17 protein-coding genes and 1 tRNA gene are annotated in these 19615 nt (G+C 53.8%); 10 read left to right on the plus strand and 8 right to left on the minus strand.

Features of this window, described 5'->3' with window-relative positions; all coding sequences use genetic code 11:
- From R0135_RS00205 to R0135_RS00220, 4 genes are all read left to right on the plus strand, one after another.
- Positions 1 to 1242: an aspartate kinase gene (locus R0135_RS00205; RefSeq protein WP_407348249.1), complete on the plus strand. Its 1242-nt coding sequence runs from the start codon at positions 1 to 3 to the stop codon at positions 1240 to 1242.
- A 47-nt stretch (positions 1243 to 1289) separates the two neighbouring features.
- On the plus strand, positions 1290 to 1514 hold the full coding sequence (gene csrA / locus R0135_RS00210) for a carbon storage regulator CsrA (RefSeq protein ID WP_407348250.1): 225 nt from the start codon (positions 1290 to 1292) through the stop codon (positions 1512 to 1514).
- Between the two features lie 26 nt (positions 1515 to 1540).
- Complete coding sequence (locus tag R0135_RS00215) at positions 1541 to 2242, plus strand: nitroreductase family protein (protein ID WP_407348251.1); 702 nt, start codon at positions 1541 to 1543, stop codon at positions 2240 to 2242.
- A gap of 52 nt (positions 2243 to 2294) precedes the next feature.
- Positions 2295 to 2385 (plus strand) — tRNA-Ser (locus tag R0135_RS00220).
- 252 nt (positions 2386 to 2637) lie between these two features.
- Here R0135_RS00220 and R0135_RS00225 read toward each other — a convergent pair.
- A complete protein-coding gene (locus tag R0135_RS00225; protein ID WP_407348252.1) occupies positions 2638 to 3648 on the minus strand; it encodes an SMP-30/gluconolactonase/LRE family protein in 1011 nt (336 codons plus the stop codon).
- Positions 3649 to 3870: 222 nt separating this feature from the next.
- On the opposite strand from R0135_RS00225, the gene R0135_RS00230 reads away from it, so the two are divergent.
- Entirely contained in the window at positions 3871 to 5829 is a 1959-nt protein-coding gene (locus R0135_RS00230) for a redoxin domain-containing protein (protein WP_407348253.1), read from the plus strand.
- Between the two features lie 125 nt (positions 5830 to 5954).
- Here the strand turns inward: R0135_RS00230 and R0135_RS00235 are convergent, their stop codons facing one another.
- From R0135_RS00235 to R0135_RS00250, 4 genes are all read right to left on the minus strand, one after another.
- Positions 5955 to 6371, minus strand: coding sequence for a host attachment protein (locus R0135_RS00235; protein WP_407348254.1), 417 nt, complete (start codon positions 6369 to 6371; stop codon positions 5955 to 5957).
- A gap of 286 nt (positions 6372 to 6657) precedes the next feature.
- Complete coding sequence (locus R0135_RS00240) at positions 6658 to 7362, minus strand: nitroreductase (protein WP_407348255.1); 705 nt, start codon at positions 7360 to 7362, stop codon at positions 6658 to 6660.
- Positions 7363 to 7415: 53 nt separating this feature from the next.
- Complete coding sequence (locus R0135_RS00245; RefSeq protein WP_407348256.1) at positions 7416 to 8012, minus strand: flavin reductase family protein; 597 nt, start codon at positions 8010 to 8012, stop codon at positions 7416 to 7418.
- A gap of 44 nt (positions 8013 to 8056) precedes the next feature.
- Positions 8057 to 8725 (minus strand): crotonase/enoyl-CoA hydratase family protein, encoded by a 669-nt coding sequence (locus R0135_RS00250; RefSeq protein WP_407348257.1) that lies wholly within the window; start codon positions 8723 to 8725, stop codon positions 8057 to 8059.
- Between the two features lie 185 nt (positions 8726 to 8910).
- Here R0135_RS00250 and R0135_RS00255 point away from each other — a divergent pair, with 185 nt between their 5' ends.
- From R0135_RS00255 to R0135_RS00275, 5 genes are all read left to right on the plus strand, one after another.
- Positions 8911 to 10323 (plus strand): DUF3336 domain-containing protein, encoded by a 1413-nt coding sequence (locus R0135_RS00255; RefSeq protein ID WP_407348258.1) that lies wholly within the window; start codon positions 8911 to 8913, stop codon positions 10321 to 10323.
- Between the two features lie 178 nt (positions 10324 to 10501).
- Positions 10502 to 10792 (plus strand): putative quinol monooxygenase, encoded by a 291-nt coding sequence (locus R0135_RS00260; RefSeq protein ID WP_407348259.1) that lies wholly within the window; start codon positions 10502 to 10504, stop codon positions 10790 to 10792.
- A 115-nt stretch (positions 10793 to 10907) separates the two neighbouring features.
- The gene (locus R0135_RS00265) at positions 10908 to 12170 is read left to right on the plus strand and encodes a serine hydrolase domain-containing protein (protein WP_407348260.1); all 1263 of its coding nucleotides are present in this window, start codon (positions 10908 to 10910) and stop codon (positions 12168 to 12170) included.
- Between the two features lie 10 nt (positions 12171 to 12180).
- Positions 12181 to 13020 (plus strand): PhzF family phenazine biosynthesis protein, encoded by an 840-nt coding sequence (locus R0135_RS00270; RefSeq protein WP_407348261.1) that lies wholly within the window; start codon positions 12181 to 12183, stop codon positions 13018 to 13020.
- Positions 13021 to 13163: 143 nt separating this feature from the next.
- On the plus strand, positions 13164 to 16538 hold the full coding sequence (locus R0135_RS00275) for a TonB-dependent receptor domain-containing protein (protein WP_407348262.1): 3375 nt from the start codon (positions 13164 to 13166) through the stop codon (positions 16536 to 16538).
- 131 nt (positions 16539 to 16669) lie between these two features.
- On the opposite strand, the gene R0135_RS00280 is transcribed toward R0135_RS00275, so the two are convergent.
- The 3 genes from R0135_RS00280 to R0135_RS00290 all read right to left on the minus strand — a co-directional run bounded on the left by R0135_RS00280 (position 16670) and on the right by R0135_RS00290 (position 19611).
- A complete protein-coding gene (locus R0135_RS00280) occupies positions 16670 to 17068 on the minus strand; it encodes a hypothetical protein (protein ID WP_407348263.1) in 399 nt (132 codons plus the stop codon).
- A gap of 137 nt (positions 17069 to 17205) precedes the next feature.
- Positions 17206 to 18570 carry a YjiH family protein gene (locus R0135_RS00285; RefSeq protein WP_407348264.1) on the minus strand — a complete coding sequence of 455 codons (1365 nt, stop codon included), beginning with the start codon at positions 18568 to 18570 and terminating at the stop codon, positions 17206 to 17208.
- Positions 18571 to 18621: 51 nt separating this feature from the next.
- A complete protein-coding gene (locus R0135_RS00290) occupies positions 18622 to 19611 on the minus strand; it encodes an MDR family oxidoreductase (protein ID WP_407348265.1) in 990 nt (329 codons plus the stop codon).
- Positions 19612 to 19615 lie beyond the last annotated feature (4 nt).

Raw genomic sequence — 19615 nt, forward strand, 5'->3', positions numbered from 1 at the left:
ATGGCGTTAATTGTCCAAAAATTTGGTGGTACATCGGTAGGTAGCGTCGAGCGCATCGAGCAGGTGGCCGACAAGGTTGCGGGTTTTCGGGATCTCGGCCATGACATCGTGGTTGTTGTCTCTGCGATGAGCGGGGAGACGAACCGCCTTATCGAACTTGCACAGCAGATTCAGGAGCAACCCCTACCTCGGGAGATGGACGTGCTGGTGTCCACCGGCGAGCAGGTGACCACTGCACTGCTCGCAATGGCCTTACAGAAGCGTGGTAAGCCGGCCAAGAGCTACAACGGCTCCCAGGTGCGCATTCTTACTGACGATGCGCACACCAAAGCGCGTATTCGCGAGATTGACGATGCTCGGCTCCACGCCGATCTGCAGGCGGGTAATGTTGTTGTGGTGGCTGGTTTTCAGGGTGTGGACGAACAGGGCAACATCACAACTTTGGGCCGGGGCGGGTCGGACACCACGGCGGTGGCGCTTGCCGCAGCCTTAAAGGCCGACGAATGCCAGATTTATACTGACGTCGACGGTGTGTACACAACGGACCCACGGGTCGTGGATGGTGCCAAGCGTCTGGACAAAATTACCTTCGAAGAAATGCTGGAAATGGCCAGCATGGGATCCAAGGTGCTGCAGATCCGCGCTGTTGAATTTGCCGGTAAATACAATGTGCCGCTGCGCGTTCTGCACAGCTTTCAGGAAGGGCCTGGCACCCTGATCACCTTTGAGGAGGAAGACGCCATGGAGACCCCGACAATCGCGGGAATCGCATTCAATCGCGATGAAGCAAAGCTCACCATATTGGGTGTACCCGATATGCCCGGGGTCGCCTTCAAAATCCTTGGACCTATCGGCAATGCCAATATTGAAGTGGATGTCATTGTTCAGAACGTTGCCGAGGATAACAGCACCGACTTCACCTTTACCGTATCGCGCAGTGAGCTTGCTCGCGGAGAGGAGATTTTGAAGCGTACTGCTTCTGAGCTTGGGGCGCGCGAAGTACGCGCCGATAGTCGCATCGCTAAAATCTCTGTGGTGGGTGTGGGTATGCGCTCTCACGCGGGTGTGGCAAGTCAGATGTTTGAAGCCTTAGCGGATGTCGGAATCAACATTCAGATGATCACAACCTCCGAAATCAAGATTTCGGTGATCATTGAAGAAAAGTTTTTGGAGCTTGCGGTGCGCGCACTGCACTCATCCTTTGAACTGGATGCGGAACCCACAGAGGAGTCTGCTGCCTAAGGTGTTGGAGCGTCGCGTACAGCGAACGCCAGCATAGGACTTTATTCATGTTAATCCTGACGCGAAAAGAGGGTGAGTCTCTCAGGCTTGGTGACGACATTACCGTGACGGTAGTCAGTGTAAAGGGCGGAAATGTGCGTATCGGTATTGATGCGCCTCGAAACCTTGCCGTCCACCGGGAAGAGATTTACGAAAAGATCAGTGAGGGTGAGGAAAGTGCCGTGAAAGCACCCAAAACAGATGCCGATGGCGCCCACGGCACGCAGAGCTAGCGGGCACTGATGCTGGGCAGCAGCCGATGAGCGGCGACTATCAGGCAGTGCCGCTGCCAGATGTACCCAACCTCACTGACGAAGAGGCCCGCGTGCAGGCGTTGGCTTACCTTGATCACGTACGCAAGCGTCACTCTGTTCGAGATTTTAAAGATACGCCGGTTCCCAAAGACATTATCCAGGCCTGTGTTCGGGCTGCCGGCACAGCGCCCAGTGGCGCGAACCATCAGCCCTGGCACTTTGCCTGTGTGAGCGACCCTAATCTCAAGCGTGAGATACGCGAAGCCGCAGAGATCGAGGAAGCCGAGTTTTATGGCGGTCGCGGGGGCGATGAATGGTTAAACAATCTGAGCAAGCTCGGTACGGATCAGTTCAAGCCTTTTCTTGAGACTGCGCCTTGGCTCATTGCGATTTTTGTAGAGCGTACCGGCAAAGATGCCGAAGGTAAAAAGCGCAAAAACTACTATATGTCGGAGTCCGTCGGCATCGCTACTGGGTTTCTTCTCAATGCTCTTCACGCTGCGGGATTGGCGACTCTGACTCACACGCCGAACCCCATGAAGTTCCTCAGCGAGATTCTCCGACGCCCAAACACCGAGAGACCCTATATGCTCATTGTGGTGGGTCATCCTGCTGATGATGCGACTGTTCCAGCGGCATCGTTGATCAAAAAGCCCCTTGAAGACATAGCGAGTTTCTTTTCGGAAGAGAATGAATCGACCGACTGAGCGAAAACGGGTTTGACCCGCTAGGTGACGGTGGTATCATCCCGCGCCTTACGGAGAAGTGGCCGAGTGGCTGAAGGCGCGCCCCTGCTAAGGGCGTATACGTTAATAGCGTATCGAGGGTTCGAATCCCTCCTTCTCCGCCATCCATAAAAATGGCCCCATAGGGGCCTTTTTTGTGGATGACTGATAACGCGGATAGACGAGAACCCTAGGTTCGACAAACTGCGACGAACAGGAGCAGTTTGGACGGGGTCGCTTGCGACACCGCCCCGAAGGGGTGAAAACAGCCTTCAGGCTGTTTGAATCAATCCCTCCTTCTCCGCCAAATAAAAAAGGTCCCGCTGAGGCCTTTTTTGTGTCTGTCTGTTAAGGCACATTCTTAAGCCCCAGTGCACTTAAAAACCAACGCCCTTAACATTCAAGCGAACCCTAAGCAGGTTCATGTTTGAGGTGATGAACAGTGTTTTGCCATCTTCGCCAAACGCACAATTGGATGTGGGCTCGGTGGTGTTCAGAGAGCCTAGATGGGTGCCTTCAGGACTCAGGATCATCACGCCGTGACCGGGCCCGGCTACGTACAGATTGCCCTGCTGATCAACGGCCATGCCGTCACCCCAGGTTTCATAGAACACTTCACCCTCAGCCAAGTTGCCATCGGCCTGGACGGGGTAGGCCATAATTACCCCGCGTTCTTTGTCTGAATCGGCGACGTAGAGCACGTGTTCGTCGGGCGAAAAGGCAATGCCATTAGGTCGAGGTAAGTCATCGATGAGCAGTGTTACCGTGCCGTCGCTTGTCAGGCGATACACGCCCTGAAAATCGAGTTCTTTTAGAGGATCTTCCATGCCCTGACCCAGTCCATAGGGAGGATCGGTGAAGTAAAGATCGCCGTTACTGTGGCGGGCGATATCGTTGGGCGAGTTGAACCGCTTTCCGTCGAATTTGTCGGCGAGAGTTTCAAACGCGGGCCTTGGCGTTTTCAGGGATCCAATCAGCCGAGCCACGCGTCTGTCTCCATGCTGAGCGAGTACCAAGCCTCCCTCGCCATCGACGAGCAATCCGTTCGATCCGGGGCCGCTGGTTGCTTGTCCGGTATAACCTGAGGGCTTTAGCCAGACAGATGATGGCGCGCCACTGCTCCAGCGATAGATTGCGTTATTGGGAATATCTGAATACAGCAGCGCATTCAGGCTCGGCACCCACACGGGCCCCTCAGTCCACTTATGACCTGTCGCCAATACCTGCAGGCGCGCATCCTGGGGAACAATAGCGTCGAGGCTTGAGTCGAGTCGATCAATGCTGCCGATAAGCCTCAGGGGCGGAGTCGAACTCGACTCCTGGCCTGTCACGATGCTGGCAAATACTACGGAAGATGCAGCAATGACCATCGTCAGGAGTTTTCTCATCTTGCCGACCTCTCTATATCAAGAGGCAACCTTATCGTGTGACGCGACCGACAACGAGCTAATTCGCAACTATGGGCCAAATATAGCGTGAAGATGGCGATGTGCCGTGCATCCGAGACTGTGGCTATACGCCCTGCTTTACCTTAACGTGCAATAGTCTGCGACAAGCCCCAATAGATAGAGTAGGAGAGTTTTGTGATCACGCGTTTTAGAGAGTTGTGCTTGAAGAGAACCCAATTGGGTCGGGTTTTATTTTCTCTCGGTGCTTTGCTTGTTGCTCTTGGCTCAGCCAATGCTGCTGAGGGTGCACAAAAAGTAGAAAATTTTGTGTTGCTCGATCAAAACGGCGCAGCACATGAGCTTTATTATCAGCGTGACGCCTCAGCTATCGTACTTATTGTTCACGGTAATGGCTGTCAAATTGTCAGCTCAAATGCCGCTGCTTATAACGCCTTAAGTGAAGAGTTTGCCGCGCAAGGCGTGCAGGTATTGATGATCAATTCGAACCTGCAAGACATGCGTGCCCAGATTCGCCGCGAAGCGGCCGAGTACGGGATCAATGTGCCGATTTTGGATGATCGAACGCAGATTGTGGGGCGAGCCCTAGGTCTGGACCGCACCGGCGAAGTGCTCGTTATCAATCCCGATAACTGGGAAGTTGTATATCGAGGTCCGCTGGATGATCGGGTTAGCTTTGAGCGCCAAAAGAAACAAGCGTCTAAGCACTATGTGCGTGATGTACTAGAAAAGCTGGTAGACGGTGAGTCAGTGGCGTTTGAGAAAGTCAGTGCCCCTGGCTGCATCATCAACTTTGAAGAGATGCATGGAGCCCAGATCAGCTACGCCAAGACCATCGCGCCGATGTTGAAAGACAACTGCGTTGCTTGTCATATCGAAGGTGGCATAGCGCCCTGGGCCATGTCCGAGTACACAATGGTTAAAGGCTTTGCGCCCATGATGCGCGAAGTGATACGAACTAAACGAATGCCGCCTTGGCATGCGGACCCTGAGATCGGACATTGGTCGAATGACGCCGGTTTAAGCGACGCCGAGACCAAGACTCTCATTGCCTGGATCGAAGCGGGGGCTCCTCGTGGCGAAGGCGAGGATCCATTGAAGGCGGTGGCGCCGCTGGATAATCGTTGGACATTGGGCGAGCCGGATTTGATTCTGGATATTCCCGCCTTTGAAGTGCCGGCTACAGGAATTGTTGATTACCAATTTCCAACGGTGCCCAACCCTACTGACAAGGATGTTTGGGTGGTTGCTGCAGCCATCATTCCGGGAGACCCCAAGGCGGTGCATCATATTCTGGCGGGATCATCTGAAAAGCCAGTGATTGAAGACAGCATCGAAAGCATCTTTGAAAACTTTATCCTGACCTATGCCCCGGGCAACGAGGCGTCGCGAATGCCTCAGGGGACGGGTGTGTTTGTTCCAAAGGGAGGCGTTTATCAGTTCCAAATGCATTACACCCCTTATGGAAAAAAGAGCATTGATCGCAGCAAGATAGGCTTATATTTTTCGGACACTCCGCCGGACAATTTCTATCGAGAGCACGTGATTTTCAACCCGCGGATTGCAATCCCCGCGGAGGCGGACCGACATGAAGAGCGGGCGTACTTTGACTTTGCCAGGGACGCTACCATTCATGCCTTGTTCCCGCATGCACATTATCGTGGCAGGAGCTCAGAGTTTGAGCTGGAATACCCGGACGGTAGCAAGGAAGTGATTCTTTCGGTGCCTAACTACGATTTTAACTGGCAACGAACCTATAACTTCACTGAACCCAAGAACGTTCCCGCCGGAACACGCATTGTGCACCGTACGATCTACGATAATTCAGCCAACAATTTGGGTAATCCAGATCCCCAAGAGGTGGTGCGCTGGGGTCTTCAGTCCGAGCAAGAGATGCTCTACGGCTCAATGGGGTACAGCTGGACAGATGAAACCACCGCGCAGCCCATCCATGATCCGGTACTGGCGCAAATGTCGCAGTTAATGGGTTTCATTGACGCCGATATGGATGGCGTTGCCAGTAAAGAAGAAATGCCTGATCGTATGCTCAAGAGCATTGGTGACAATTGGTCAAAACTCGATCGTGATGCCGATGGCGGCTTAAACATACAGGAGTTGGTCATCATGATGAAAAGCCGACAACACGCTCAATCACCGAGCTGACTGAGAGTCCCTGAGCGTAATGCGATGATCGTACTCAAGGGTATTATGCAACTTGTAGAGGGCCTGAGCGGCTCGGCCCGGGCCTCGTTGTCAGCTTCGAGTGCGTCTTGCAGACGATCCGCCTCTTAATCACGTAGGTAGTCGAGCAGTTCCTCAATGCCGGCCGTGGTGAGGTCCTTGTCGATGCTGCGCTGAATTAGTTTATCCAGAGGTTTGCGAAGATTTTTACGTAGCAGCCCCAGAAACGCTGGCGGGGCGATGAGTATCAACTGTTCAAAATGCCGTTCGTTGTGCAATTCCTTCAGGCGCCGGGTCAATAAAAGCGCGAAGCTTTCAGCTTCGTGGGCGGTTGGAGACGTCGCCGGATCATAGGAGCCATGCGGATCTCGAGACTTGCCCGCCGCGTCCGATGCCAGCTCACGATTCGAGAGGCGCGCCTCGGAGTGCACGAAATCTTCCTGCTCGCTCAGATGCTTGTAGATGTTGTGGCTTACAAAGATACGGGCGCGAGCGTTATTTGCGACGATGACACAGGTTTCCATAAGACGTCCTCTCAATGATTTACGACTCGCCTTGGTGTGAAGATTTCAATTCACAGCTAGTGAAACTCGAGAGGTGATTAAAAAAAATAGGGAAAACTACTATCAGTGGTCAAATAGGGGCTAATCAAACGCGAGGGGTCATCTGCGTTTAGTTTGAAAGGCTTTGACAACGTTGTCGCAATTAGCACTCGCTCTGGGGGCAGTGGATACATGGCGGGCGCTGTGTGGGTCGCGCGCACACGAGAACGCTTGCTTCGGTGTCGTCTGTTGCTAGTGGAAATATTCCTTAATTAACAGGATTCGATCCACAGGGTTGCTCATCAAAGCCCAGAAATCGTGCGGCCTCATCTACGCTCTTGCGCTCAGACACAACAGTATTTGCTGGAAAGCTCTCGTCTGGCCAGCCCAGGGCTACGGCCTTCATGATCACCTGATCGTCGGGGATCTGCGCATGTTCACGTACCACTGGCGACTGCATGATGCCCTGACTGTTGATGACAGCACCCAAGCCGCGCGACCAGGCTGCATTCACTAGAGCCGTCGTTACCGCACCACAGTCAAAGGCAGTGTCGTCGCTGTCTGCCAGCACGCGGTCGTAGGTAACGATGATGCACACTGGCGCATCAAACTGACGAAAACCGCGCAGCACCCAATCCTGTCGTCCCTCTTTGTCCTCCCGCGCGATCCCCATGGCGGAAAACAACTGCTTGGCCACGCCCACCTGGCGCTCGCGATGATCTCCTGCAAAAGCTTGGCCAATGCGGAACTCCCGGGAATGTGGCACACCGGCCAGGTTGCGTTCGGTGTTGCCCTCCCGAATACGATTCAGCACCTCACCGGAGATGACGGTGAAGTTCCACGGCTGGGTGTTCATCGATGAGGGTGAACGCATGGCGATGCTCAGGATCTCTTTTATCAGCGCTTTTGGTACGGGGTCGGGTTTGTATCCCCGAATACTTCGGCGTCCAAGCAGGACATCGTCAAACTGCATCTGGATTTCTCCAATGGTTATCGTGAATGTTTATAAGGAATTTGCCCGCTAATTCAGGGGCGTTCTCGGGTCATCATGCCGCCAAGTACACCGTAGTCAAGATAGCCCATGCGTGTAAGAGGCTCCATCGCCAATGTGTCTACGAGGCCATTTTTGAGATAGCTGTCGTCGATGTGCACAGCAACAACCTGCCCTAGGACGAGGCTCCAGATCATCTCGCTCTCTTCTTCTCCGGGAAGCTCCACCGTTTTTAGATATCGACATTCCAGATGGGCCCGAGCTTGCGCAACACGCGGCGCTTTAATTAATCGGGATTCGACTTGCGTGAGTCCGGCCAGCTCAAATTCATTGACGTGAGCCGCTACGTGCTTTGCCGTGGCATTCACCTTGTCGATCAAATCTACCGAAGTAAAGTTACAGACGAAGTCTCCGGTGACTTCGATATTGCGTTGGGAGTCTTTTTTGGAGCCGCTGGAAAAACCCACAATAGCCGGGCCGGTGGCCAGCAAGTTGAAGAAACTATAGGGCGCCAGGTTGGGAGTTCCATCTGCGTCGAGAGAGCTGATCCACCCTATAGGTCTTGGAGCTACTAAAGCCTTAAGAGGGTCATGAGGCAGACCGTGATCGTTAGTAGCTGTTTCGTAATACATCTAACTAGACTCCGATGAATGGCAGTGAGCGCCTGTGGTGCCGGTTATGACATGCTTGCGAGGTCATCCTTCATTAACTTAAGAGTCTGGTCGCGCACCCGCAATTTGTTTGCCGCGTATTGAGCGGCAGGTAATTGCGCCAGATGTTTAGCAAGTTCCAGGCAGCGACTGTCTAGCTGCTCGGCGTCTACGACTTCATCAAAAAACCCAGCAGAAACAGCTTGTTCCGGGTTATAGACTTCTGACTGTAGTGCGACACGGGTTAGATGTTCTTTGACGATGCGTGAGGCTGTAAGCGCAACCAGGATAGGGGGGAGGTCCATACTAATCGCAGTTTCTGGCAGCGTGACTTTGAAATCCCCTCGAGTAGCTACTCGCGTGTCGCTAGCCATAACGACAAACGCCCCCATCGCGACGCAGTGGCCTGTGCATGCTGTAACGAGCGGCAGCGGGTAGCCTGTTAAACGGATCAGCAGCTCGAAACCTCGCTTTACCATTGCCTGGCCTTGCTCTATACCTTTTTTGAACTCGCCAAGATCAAAGCCTGCGGAGAACATACCATCGCGCCCGCGGATAATCACAGCGCCGGCGTTTTCACGCTCGGCTCTGTCCAGACCTGTATTCATGTCGTCTATAAACTGGTGTCCCACAACGTTAGCTTTACCATCGTCAAAATGCAGCATCACCACGTTGTCTTGTTGGATGTATTCCATGCGTCTGTCTACGTTAAGAAGAAGAGCGACGCATACTGCCAGTCGCCTTGGTGGTGGGCAACTCTTGCAATTGAGACGCTCAGCAATGCTACAGGTCTGCGATAAGTCGCACAGTTTTTAAGCAGAATTATCACCTTGTGCCTGCAGAGGGTTTATCATGGCCTCACTACGTCGAGGTTAAATGCATGCTCATCAATACCCAAAGCCGACTGAAGCGAGCCCTCAGTCAAGCCGGCAGCTATGAAGAATGGATGTCCGCGGCACAGGACTACGATCGCAGTAAGGGTCTTGATCGCTGGAGAGCAAAAGACTCCACGCGCCAGTACGATAACGTTTCGATTCGTATACGCCTCGATTCCCTGCAGAGTCTGAAAGCGCGACACGACATACGCGGTCTGTTGTATACGCTAAACGAGGGAATACACGGCAATATGGGCGGTATGGGACGCTCGGGCCTGTATGGACATGCCTTGTCGGGTACCAAAACCCTGATCGAAAATTACATCGAAGAAATTGTCGACACGCTCGAAATGCTCCATGAGGATAGCAGCGGGGAAATCAGCGACGAAGAAAAACTCGATTTTTTCCGCCGCGCCAGCCATTGCTTTGGGCGATCTGCATTTATGATGAGCGGCTCAGGGTCGCTGCTGTTCTTTCATGTCGGTGTCATTCGCGCTCTGGCGGAGGCTGAATTACTTCCCACCGTGCTCTCGGGGTCCAGTGGCGGGGCGATTGTCGGTAGCATTGTGTCCACACACACAGACAAAGAACTGCTGAAGTTGCTGCAGCCTGAGTATTTTATGCAGTACATTCCCAAAGAAGGAGACGAGCAGCACGCGTCACGCCTGGCTGAGTTAGAAGCAGCAGTTCAGCAGTTTATCCCTGATATTACGTTTCAGCAGGCTTTTGCCAAGACCGGTAGAGCCATGAATGTTTCCATAGCGCCAGCCGAGACACATCAGACGTCGCGGCTGCTTAACTCCATCACATCGCCTAGTGTGTTGATTCGCAGCGCCGTGATGGCGTCGGCCTCCGTGCCGGGTATTTTTCCGCCGGTAACTCTCGAGGCGCTCGATAGTCATGGTGAACGAAAGCACTATTTGGCTTCTCGCAAATGGGTGGATGGTTCGGTGAGTGACGATCTTCCAGCTAAGCGACTCGCAAGGTTGTACGGTGTGAATCACTTTGTCGTCAGTCAGACCAATCCTCACGTGCTGCCATTTGTGACCGACGGACACCGTAAGCAAAGTGCTCGAGGAATCATCACGGAAGCAGGTCGTCGGTCTGCCAGGGAGTGGTTTAACGCCGTTACTCTGCTGGCGGAAAGGCTTGATCGAAAGGGTGGGGTGATCTCTCAGCGGGCAAGCCTGATGCGATCGATCATTAATCAGGACTATGTCGGCGATATCAATATCTTGCCGGACTACACTTTCCAAAACCCTCTCAAGCTGTTGACCTTTCCTGGCGAGAAGAAGCTGCGCCAGCTCATTGCGACAGGTGAGCGATGCACCTGGCCCAAGCTTGAGATGATTCGCCTGCAAACGAGGATTAGCCGAACCCTGGATGTAATTCTTGCCCAGTACGACAAAGCGTCTTAGCTTTGAGCTTTGATCAGGACTCCTTCAGCTGGCCCAGAGCGGCGGAGTCCGCGCCAAGATCCTGTTTCGGCGCTAGACTGGATTCGCTTTAGCCAAAGCAGATTTCTAGGCTTGTCGGTCGAAAGCAATATGAATTGGGTAACCCGAACTTAATGATCAAAACAAAAGGAGTATCAATATGGCCATTGGCGTTATAGCGACATTAAAGATTCAGGAAGGTAAGAACGCAGAGTTCGAGCAGGCGTTCCAGGGTCTGGCGGCACAGGTAAATGCGAAGGAGTCAGGATGTGTGTTTTACGCCCTGCATCGCAGCAAGTCAGACCCTCAGGAATATAAAGTCCTGGAGCAATACGCCACGGAGGCCGACCTCGCTGCTCACGGACAAACGAAGTACTTCCAGGAGGCGAATAAGGCTATGGCAAGTCTGGTAGCTGCAGCACCACAAATAGAACTGTTGGACGCAGTGTAAGTCGTCTTCGGATGAAGCGGCGCTGCCGCGGGAATGGTGAATAGGTCTGAATATCTTGCGAGAATTTTTTACTGTTTGTTGTTCCCTCGGTGGCGCATTAGTCGCGACGCTTTTCATGAGCTTTGCCTGTGAAACTCTGGCGCAAGATTTACCCTCCGCCAAAGGTAGTGATCCACAGATCATGGGCTGGATGCGGGGTACTCCTCCCGATTCTTCTAAACTGGTTCTCTACAACGACCTGAGTTTTTATCGTTTCCCCCAGTCCCGCTGGGCTTTTTCTCATTTTAGAGAGTTGATGCCGACCAAGCGTGTGTGGCGCGGCGCTGGCCCAGCCTTTCCGTTTACTTATCAGCTGGCAAGTGACATCGGCGCGGTGAGCTTTACGCCTATGGATGGTGGCCCCTCTATGACCTGGGAAGAGATGTTGGCGGCGACTTATGCTGATGCCGCTCTGGTCTTGCACCGTGGCAAGGTGGTCTATGAACGCTATTTTGGTGCGTCATCAGCGCACAGTCCGCATATTTCCTTCTCGATGACTAAATCCTATTACGGCACCGTGGCGGCGATGTTGTTGGAGGAGGGGTTACTGCATGAAGACAAGCTAGTGGGCGAGTACTTGCCCGAGTTGGTCGACAGCGGTTTTGGTGACGCGACAGTGCGGCAGATTTTAGACATGACCACAGCCATTGAATACTCCGAGGATTACGCGGACCCCAATGCCCATGTATTTGACTTTGCCCGCGCCGGAGGCATTTTTCCTAAAGGAGACTACACCGGGCCAGAGGGTTTTTATGGCTATGTAGCCACCTTAAGCAAAGAGGGTGAGCACGGAGAGGCCTTCAGTTATCGATCTGTAAATACTGAGGTATTGGGATGGCTCATTGCTCGCGTCACGGGTGAGAATGCTGTGGAGGTACTTCAGGATCGCATCTGGAGCCGTTTGGGCGCAGAAGAAGACGCTTACATTTTGATCGATTCTTTGGGTACCGGCTGGGCCGCCGGCGGATTGAATGCGACCCTTCGAGACCACGGCCGTTTTGGCGAGATGATTCGGCGTGGTGGCCAGTGGAATGGGCAGCTAGTGGTTGCCGGCACAATCGTCCAGGACATACAGCGTGGCGGTAATCCGGACAAATTCGCCAAGGCCGGATATGTGACTTTGCCCGGCGCTAGCTATCGAAACCAGTGGTGGGTTCATCATAATCCCAACGGGGCGTTCAGCGCGCGAGGTGTTCACGGACAAACGATTTACATAGATCCCACGGCGGAGATGGTGATCGTGCGTTTGGCATCACATCCGTTGGCAGCGAACGCCAATTATGATGATGTCTCTTTGCCAGCTTATCAGGCTATTGCAGATTTTCTGTCGAATCCTTGAGGAGTCTTGGGTGTCTAGTGTTTTGAGATTTAGTCAGGTCGACGTGTTTGCCAGCAAGCGTCACATGGGCAATCCCGTTGCGGTGGTGCATGAGGCCGATGCCCTCACCACTGAGGAAATGGCGCGCTTTGCACGCTGGACGAACCTGTCCGAGACCACCTTTCTGCTGCTGCCCAGCACGCCCGAAGCTGATTATCGTCTCAGGATTTTTACCCCGGGCGGTGAACTGCCTTTTGCTGGACATCCGACCCTGGGAAGTTGCCATGCCTGGCTTGAGGCGGGCGGTACTGCTGGGCAAGCAGATCAGATTATTCAGGAGTGTGGGGTAGGGCTTGTTCGTATTTGTAAAAATGCTCAGGGCCTCTCTTTTGCAGCGCCAGACCTTCTGCGGACCGGTCCTTTGGAATCTGAGCTGGTAGCTGATCTAATGCTCGCGTTGGGCCTACCCGCAGATGCATTGATAGATCATCAGTGGGTGGATAACGGGCCAGGGTGGTGTGCCTTGTTACTTGATAGCGCTAAGCGAGTGTTGGACGTGCGGCCGGATTTTTTAGCTTTGGGTACTAGCTGTCTAGGGCTGGTAGGGCCATATCCATCTGGTTCGGACAGCGATTTTGAAGTCCGGGCCTTCGTTCCGGACATGGGTGTTCCTGAGGATCCGGTCACCGGGAGCTTAAATGCGAGTATCGCGCAGTGGCTCATTGGCTCGGGTCGCGCTCCCGCTAGTTACGTAGCATCCCAGGGATGCGTGCTGGGACGGGCGGGGCGCATCGTTATAAGCAGCACACATGACGATGTGTGGGTGGGTGGTGCGACCAATACCAGTATTCGGGGAGAAGTTGTGTTTTGAGCGCAATTTTCACCCTCCTGATGTCTTTGCATTGCGCCTCGGATAGTGTTTACTAGCAGCAAGTCCCCGCAAGACACTTCACAGCCTGAAGACGCCCAAATATATGGGCGCGCAGGTTTATCTTCCCGGAGGAGGGGTAAATTATGAGGAAGCACTGCCAAAAGAGTCGTTCCGTACTCAGTTTGAGCGTAGCTGCAGCGGTTGCATCATTAACCGCAGCCACATCACAGAGCGTTTTCGCTCAAACACAAGACCAGGATATTCAGCTTGAAGAGGTTGTTGTTACTGGATCACGTATTGCCGGGGATCCGAATGCCATCGCTTCGCAACCGGTCACAAGTGTCAGCGCCGAAGACATCGCCATTTCTGGTGAATTCAGCATTACCGATGTCATCAATGATATTCCGGCTCTGTTTTCGTCTAACACATCCGAGAACTCCTTGGACGGAAACCAGGACGCATCCGTTGCTGATGGCACAAACACACTGAATTTACGTGGTTTGGGCGCGGCCAGAACGTTAGTCCTGGTTGATGGTCGACGTCATGTCGCGGGCGCCGCCGGCACCCAGGCAGTTGATGTTGGTTCACTCCCCATGAAGCTCATTGAGCGTGTCGAAGTCCTCACCGGTGGAGCGTCCGCCGTATACGGAGCTGATGCGGTCACGGGCGTTGTGAACTTTATCCTCAAAGATGACTACGAGGGTTTTGAGATAGATTTGCAGACCGGTATGTCTGGCGATGGCGATGCCAGTCAGTCTGCAGTGTCTGCTATCTGGGGTGCCAACTTTAGTAACGGGCGCGGTAACGTTGCTGTGACTCTGGACTATCGTACGGACGAAGGCTTAAAAGCGGGTGAGCGCGGTGCTTCTGGTTTACTCACTGGTACGGGTCGTGACTGGGTGAACCCAGAGCTGCGATTCCAGCAGGGTGATATCACCGGTGATACTCCCAACTTTCAGCAGTACTTTAACTACCAAAACACCGGATTAACGGATTTTGGTCTGCCGATTCCATCGCAGGAAGACTTCATTGCCGATTACCAGGCTGAGTTTGGTATGGCACCGTCTTTTACAGACGCAGAGCAGGCACTGTTTACTCAGGCCGCCAATGCACCTCAACGTGCGGTGGAACTGGGGCGTACATTCCCATTCACCTCGGGCTACGGATATATCATTCCAGGTAACCCCTATACCTTCGACGGCTTTGACCCGGATGTCCCCATCGATCTGGACAACAACGGGCGTAACGATTGTCTGGATTCTTTCACCGGCTATAACTCATCGTTCGGTGCCGCATCTTTTGGTGTGGTGGGTGGTTGCTGGAACGTTGATTCCGCGGGCGGCTATGCGCCGGTCCAAGACGGCCGGGTCGCCGGCAACTTCCAGGGCTTTGGCGGTGATTCCTTAAATGCGGTTCAGCAGGCGAACAGCTACCTGATTACGCCGGAAGATAAAGTCACCCTGAACATGGTTGGTCATTTCGACATCAACGAAAATATGACTGCCTTTGGTGAATTCAAATACGGCTGGCAGGAGAACACGAACCAGGTGCGACCCCAGTCATTTTGGGACCTTCTGTTTGGTGCGCCGGATAACCCGTTCTTACCCGAGTTTATCCAGCCCATCGCCAATGATTTAGGTGGCGTTGCCATCACCCTTGACCCCATTGGGCTTGGACCTACCGAGCGTATCACTGAGCGTGAGACCTTCCGCTTTGTGGGTGGACTCGAAGGTACTTTCTCTAACGGCTGGACCTACGAGGTCTCAGCTACTTACGGTAAATTTGACCAATCTATCCAACGCAGTAACGAGGTAATCGTCGATCGTTTCCTTGCGGCGATTGACGCGGTCACGGATCCAGCGACTGGCAGTGCTGCCTGCCGCTCCTCGGTAGACCCCAGCGCGCCAGTAGTGTCCACGCCGTTTGATATTCCTGTCTTTGATCCTGGTTATTACTCCTTCACCCCTGGCGATGGCCAATGTGTTCCCCTGAATATCTGGGCGGGAGAAACCGGCATCACACCCGAGGCCGTAGACTTTGTGACGCGCGCAACAAGCGAAGACGCCACCCTGGAGCAAACGGTGTTTGCGGCGGTGGTTACCGGCGATTCAGCGGATTGGTTTGAACTTCCCGCGGGCGCTGTGGGCTTCGCTGCAGGTATCGAATACCGCAAAGAAGAGTCTGAGACATCCTTTGATTCCTACGCTCTGGGTATCATTCCCGAGGGAGCCCCCTTCGCGGCGGGTACACAGCTTTCCGACGTCAGCGGCAACAGCAACCTCTTGTTCCGTCCGGCGTTGTCTAACAGTAACGAAGTCGGCGACTACGACGTAACTGATGTGTTCTTCGAAGTAAATGTTCCCTTGCTGTCGGGCGTGCCCTTCGCTGAGTCATTGGTATTCGACGCTGCTGTTCGGGCATCGGATTACAGTACCATTGGCGAGGCCTATACCTGGAAGACGGGTCTTTCCTGGACTCCCATCGATGATATTCGCTTCCGAGCGACTGTCTCGCAGGCGGTTCGTGCGCCAAACATCAACGAGTTGTTTGCGCCGACCACCGGTACTAACTTCCGTCCCATTGATCCCTGTGACGCGGCCCAGCTCGCAGCGCTATCTGGCTCCATCGGTGCGCAGACTCAAGCAAACTGCGTAGCGGATTTTGCAGCGTTCGGGCTGAATCCTTTTGATGCTGATGGGAACTACGTGTATGCAGATCCATTGTCTGCATCCTTTGGCGGTACTCAAGGCGGAAACCAGAATCTGCAGGAAGAGACAGCTGATACTTACACCATTGGTGTGGTGTTTCAGCCAAGCTTCCTCGACGGCCTTACTGTTAGCGTCGATTACTGGTCGATCGAGATCGAGGATGCGATCGAAGAAGTGACCGCGCAAAACATTGTGGATGCCTGTTATCAGGGAACATCCCTAAACGAGGCCTTCTGTAGTCAGTTTTCACGTAATTCAAACTCATCTTCGGTGCAGTTTGGTGGCTTTAACTTCCTGCAGGTTTCGCCAATCAACTTTGCCAATCTTGAGTCTGATGGTGTGGACTTCCAGGCTAGCTACGACTTCTCCCTCGGCGAGCACGGCTTTAAGGCTTCTCTGGGTGGCACTTACGTGAACAGCCTGAATCGCTTCTCGGATCCTCTGGATTCCTCTGTGGTAGATGTGGAGTTAGGAGAGGTCAACCGCCCCGAACTCGCAGGGAACATCTGGCTGAACTGGTACTGGAAGGATCTTACGGTCCAGTGGCAGAGTCAGTATCAGGATGAGCAGTTGCTGGCTTTCGTAGAGATTGACACCTTCGAGGAGCTTTACGGCGACTCAGTGATGCAGGATGAGTACTGGCAGCATGATATCGCCGCTACCTTTAGCATTAAGGAAACTATGAGTGTCTATGGTGGTGTGCGGAACCTGACTGACGAGCAGCCGTTTATTACCAACCGCGGCTACCCGGCCAGCCCACGTGGAACTTACGTTTACCTTGGCTTCAATATGGTATTTGGCGGGTTCTAAGCTCAGCTACGCAAGATCCTTTAGGGGATCTGAAAATCAGCCGCCGTGTGAAAGCACGGCGGTTTTTTTTGTCTTGCCTTTGAGTGCCCTTGGATAGACCGCTGGTCTGGCTTTGCGCTGCGTCTTATGACTCAGGCTAAACGTCGGTAAACCCGGGTTACTAATTCTTCCGCGATGAGCATGCCCGCGACAACGGCGATAAATGCCAGGACGCCATGCATAGCGCCCCCAAAGTGAATGCTGTCGCCAAGCACGCGGTCTACGGCACCCAGCATGACAAACTTCGATCCAAATAAAATGAACCAGGCACTGAAGTAGCGCAAAAAGCGCCATAGATTGCCGCTACGCTGATCAAACCATCCCCCGACCCGATGCTCCAAAGCGAGGGTTGCCTGCAGCAGCAGTTGCAGAAGCACTGCCGCGATGAGTGAGGTGCTGAAACCGTCGATGGAAACCCTGGACCAAAACTCGGCAAACAGGTTGATGACGATGAGGTCTGCAAGCAATGCAATGAGGTAGCGGGTAAGCAAGCGCTGGCGTGTTGTGGGGACTTCTGCGGTCGCGGCAACTATATGGTGATGAGTTTTGATAAGAAGACCTTCCGTGCTGGTTGATCAAGTTGAGTTAAGTGTGCTGGCCGCGCTGGGTGTTAGGTAGTGATGGCCCGCTAGCTCATAAATAGCTTCGCGGCGAACACGGCTATGGGAAAACCAACGAGGGTGCGCATGACGAAGATGCTCAGCAAAGTGAGCACATTGACCTTCAAAGCGCTGCGTAATAGCAGCGAGCCAACTTCCGATAGGTAAATAAGCTGAGTAAGTGAGACCGCGGCAATCACGAAGCGTGTCAGTTCACTTTCTACCCCTTGCCCAATGGCGGCGGGTAAAAACATATCCAAAAATCCGACGATAAATGTGGGCGCCGCGGCGCGAGCATCTGGTAAACCAAACCACTCCAACACCGGGATTAGGGGCGCAGAAAGTATCTGCATAATTGGTGTGAACTCGGCAACAGCCAGTCCCAGGGTTCCGATGAGCACTACCAAGGGAACCAGCCCCATCCAGATATCCATTACGTGCTGTGCAGATGCCGCCAGATATTCCTTCGCATTGGGACTGGATGCCGCGCGAAGCCGTGCCGCTGAAGCTGCCCTGGAAAACAGCTTTGCATCCTGAAGTTGCTCGCTCGGCTTTGCCTGGGTAGTTGTGTCAGAAGCCAGTGGCTGGATGCCGCGCAGCGGTGGTAGGCGCGGCAGCAGTATCGCGCAACATAAACCGATGCTCACGATGGTCGCGTACACCGAAAAAAAATGCTCACGCAAACCAATAAACTCAATCACAAAAAGACAAAACGGTAGGCTGGTCACCGAGAAGTTGGTGGCTATAACAATGGCTTCTCGGCGAGAGTAGTGGCCCTTTTCGTATTGACTGATGGTGATGAGTACGCCAACTGCTGCGGCGGCCAGCCAACTAGCCAGAGCGTCAACAGCGGCGCGACCAGGCAGAGTGAACAATCGACGAAACACCGGCTGCAGTAGTGTGCCGACAAACTCCATTAATCCGTAGTCTGTGAGCATTGGCAGAAGAAATGATGCGCAAAGAAATATTGTGACTATTGTTCCGCCCAGGGAGAACAAGGCGACAGCGCCGGTATATTCGTTCCAGATGAACTCCGGGCCTACTTTAAACACAATGAGCCAGGCGCAAAGTGTCCCCAGCAGCCGTAAGATGAGCCACAGTAGCGGAACGCTAAAAACCCGAGTCACGCCATGCTTACTAAAGCGCGTTTCGATTCCCGGGTTCACAGCGCCAGCAATGGTAAGCACCGCAGAGCTTGTGACAATGCCCAGCAGTAACACGGGCATCGCATCCCCTATAGAGTTACGCAGAGCATCTGCTGCGACGCCCAAAAGTATTGTCCATGCACCTTCGTGATAAATGGGGCAAAGAAAAACAATCGCACCAATGAGTGAAGGGATAAGGAATCGGCTTAACGGCGCGAGTTCAACATCATTAGCTGTTGCTTTGCTCACGAGAGTATCGTCCCCAATAAGTGACGTATTAGTTGCCCCACTGTTGAAACGTTATCGCGACAGGTCAACTACGGCTCTTCCGCGAGTTTTTCCGGCGAGTATGTCGGGCGCGCGGGATAAGACTTCGCTGAACGGTAGGTCGAAGGACAGTGCCTCGAGTTTCTGCATATCCAGTTCATCGGCCAGGCGGCTCCAGGCAGTTAGCCTGCGTGCCATGGGCGCTTGCACAGAATCGACCCCCTGCAGGCGAACGTTTCGCAGAATGAACGGCATGACCGTTGCCGGCAGGTCAGCCCCCTGAGCAAGGCCGCAAGCGGTGACGACGCCATCGTAGCGTGTCTGAGCGATGGCATTGGCCAGGGTGTGGCTGCCGACACAATCGACAACGCCAGCCCACTGTTCTTTTTGCAAAGGCTTGCCGCGTTCGGATAGTCCGGCGCGGTCCAGGGTGTCTGCAGCCCCCAGAGACTTGAGAAACTCGGCCTCGCTCATCCGGCCAGTGGATGCCACTACTTCGTATCCCAGGTCAGCGAGGAGACTGATGGCTACCGAGCCCACGCCACCGGCGGCACCGGTGACCAGTATGGGGCCGTCTCCGGGAGCCGGTCCATTGTTTTGCAGTGCCATCACGCTGAGCATCGCTGTATACCCCGCGGTACCAATGGCCATTGCCTGAGCGTTAGAAATTGAGTCGGGCAGCTTCACCAGCAGGTCTCCGCTGACGCGCGCCCGCTCGGCATAGCCACCGTGGAGGTACTCAGAGGCACCGTAGCCATTCATCACAACGCGATCACCCACATTAAAACCGGTGTGCTGCGACTCGATGACGGTACCCGAGTAGTCGATACCCAGAATCAGAGGTTGACGCTGGGCAATAGGTGCCGCTCCTGTGATGGCCAGGCCGTCTTTGAAATTGAGCGTGGAGTAATCCACTGACACCGTTACATCACCGACGTCCAGATCGTCGAGAGTCAGGGTCTCATAATCGCAGCTGTGAGAGTCGTCTTTTCTGGCGACCAATGCCTTAAAACTGTCTGACATGTTC

The organism is Congregibacter variabilis, assembly GCF_045689235.1.
Taxonomy (GTDB): Bacteria; Pseudomonadota; Gammaproteobacteria; order Pseudomonadales; family Halieaceae; genus Congregibacter; species Congregibacter variabilis.

Bases quoted from the DNA above. Each gene is read 5' to 3' on its own strand.
- R0135_RS00205 (WP_407348249.1), top strand. From the start codon at position 1: ATGGCGTTAATTGTCCAAAAATTTGGTGGTACATCGGTAGGTAGCGTC.
- csrA (WP_407348250.1), top strand. From the start codon at position 1,290: ATGTTAATCCTGACGCGAAAAGAGGGTGAGTCTCTCAGGCTTGGTGAC.
- R0135_RS00215 (WP_407348251.1), top strand. From the start codon at position 1,541: ATGAGCGGCGACTATCAGGCAGTGCCGCTGCCAGATGTACCCAACCTC.
- R0135_RS00225 (WP_407348252.1), bottom strand. From the start codon at position 3,648: ATGAGAAAACTCCTGACGATGGTCATTGCTGCATCTTCCGTAGTATTT.
- R0135_RS00235 (WP_407348254.1), bottom strand. From the start codon at position 6,371: ATGGAAACCTGTGTCATCGTCGCAAATAACGCTCGCGCCCGTATCTTT.
- R0135_RS00240 (WP_407348255.1), bottom strand. From the start codon at position 7,362: ATGCAGTTTGACGATGTCCTGCTTGGACGCCGAAGTATTCGGGGATAC.
- R0135_RS00245 (WP_407348256.1), bottom strand. From the start codon at position 8,012: ATGTATTACGAAACAGCTACTAACGATCACGGTCTGCCTCATGACCCT.
- R0135_RS00250 (WP_407348257.1), bottom strand. From the start codon at position 8,725: ATGGAATACATCCAACAAGACAACGTGGTGATGCTGCATTTTGACGAT.
- R0135_RS00255 (WP_407348258.1), top strand. From the start codon at position 8,911: ATGCTCATCAATACCCAAAGCCGACTGAAGCGAGCCCTCAGTCAAGCC.
- R0135_RS00260 (WP_407348259.1), top strand. From the start codon at position 10,502: ATGGCCATTGGCGTTATAGCGACATTAAAGATTCAGGAAGGTAAGAAC.
- R0135_RS00265 (WP_407348260.1), top strand. From the start codon at position 10,908: ATGAGCTTTGCCTGTGAAACTCTGGCGCAAGATTTACCCTCCGCCAAA.
- R0135_RS00275 (WP_407348262.1), top strand. From the start codon at position 13,164: ATGAGGAAGCACTGCCAAAAGAGTCGTTCCGTACTCAGTTTGAGCGTA.
- R0135_RS00290 (WP_407348265.1), bottom strand. From the start codon at position 19,611: ATGTCAGACAGTTTTAAGGCATTGGTCGCCAGAAAAGACGACTCTCAC.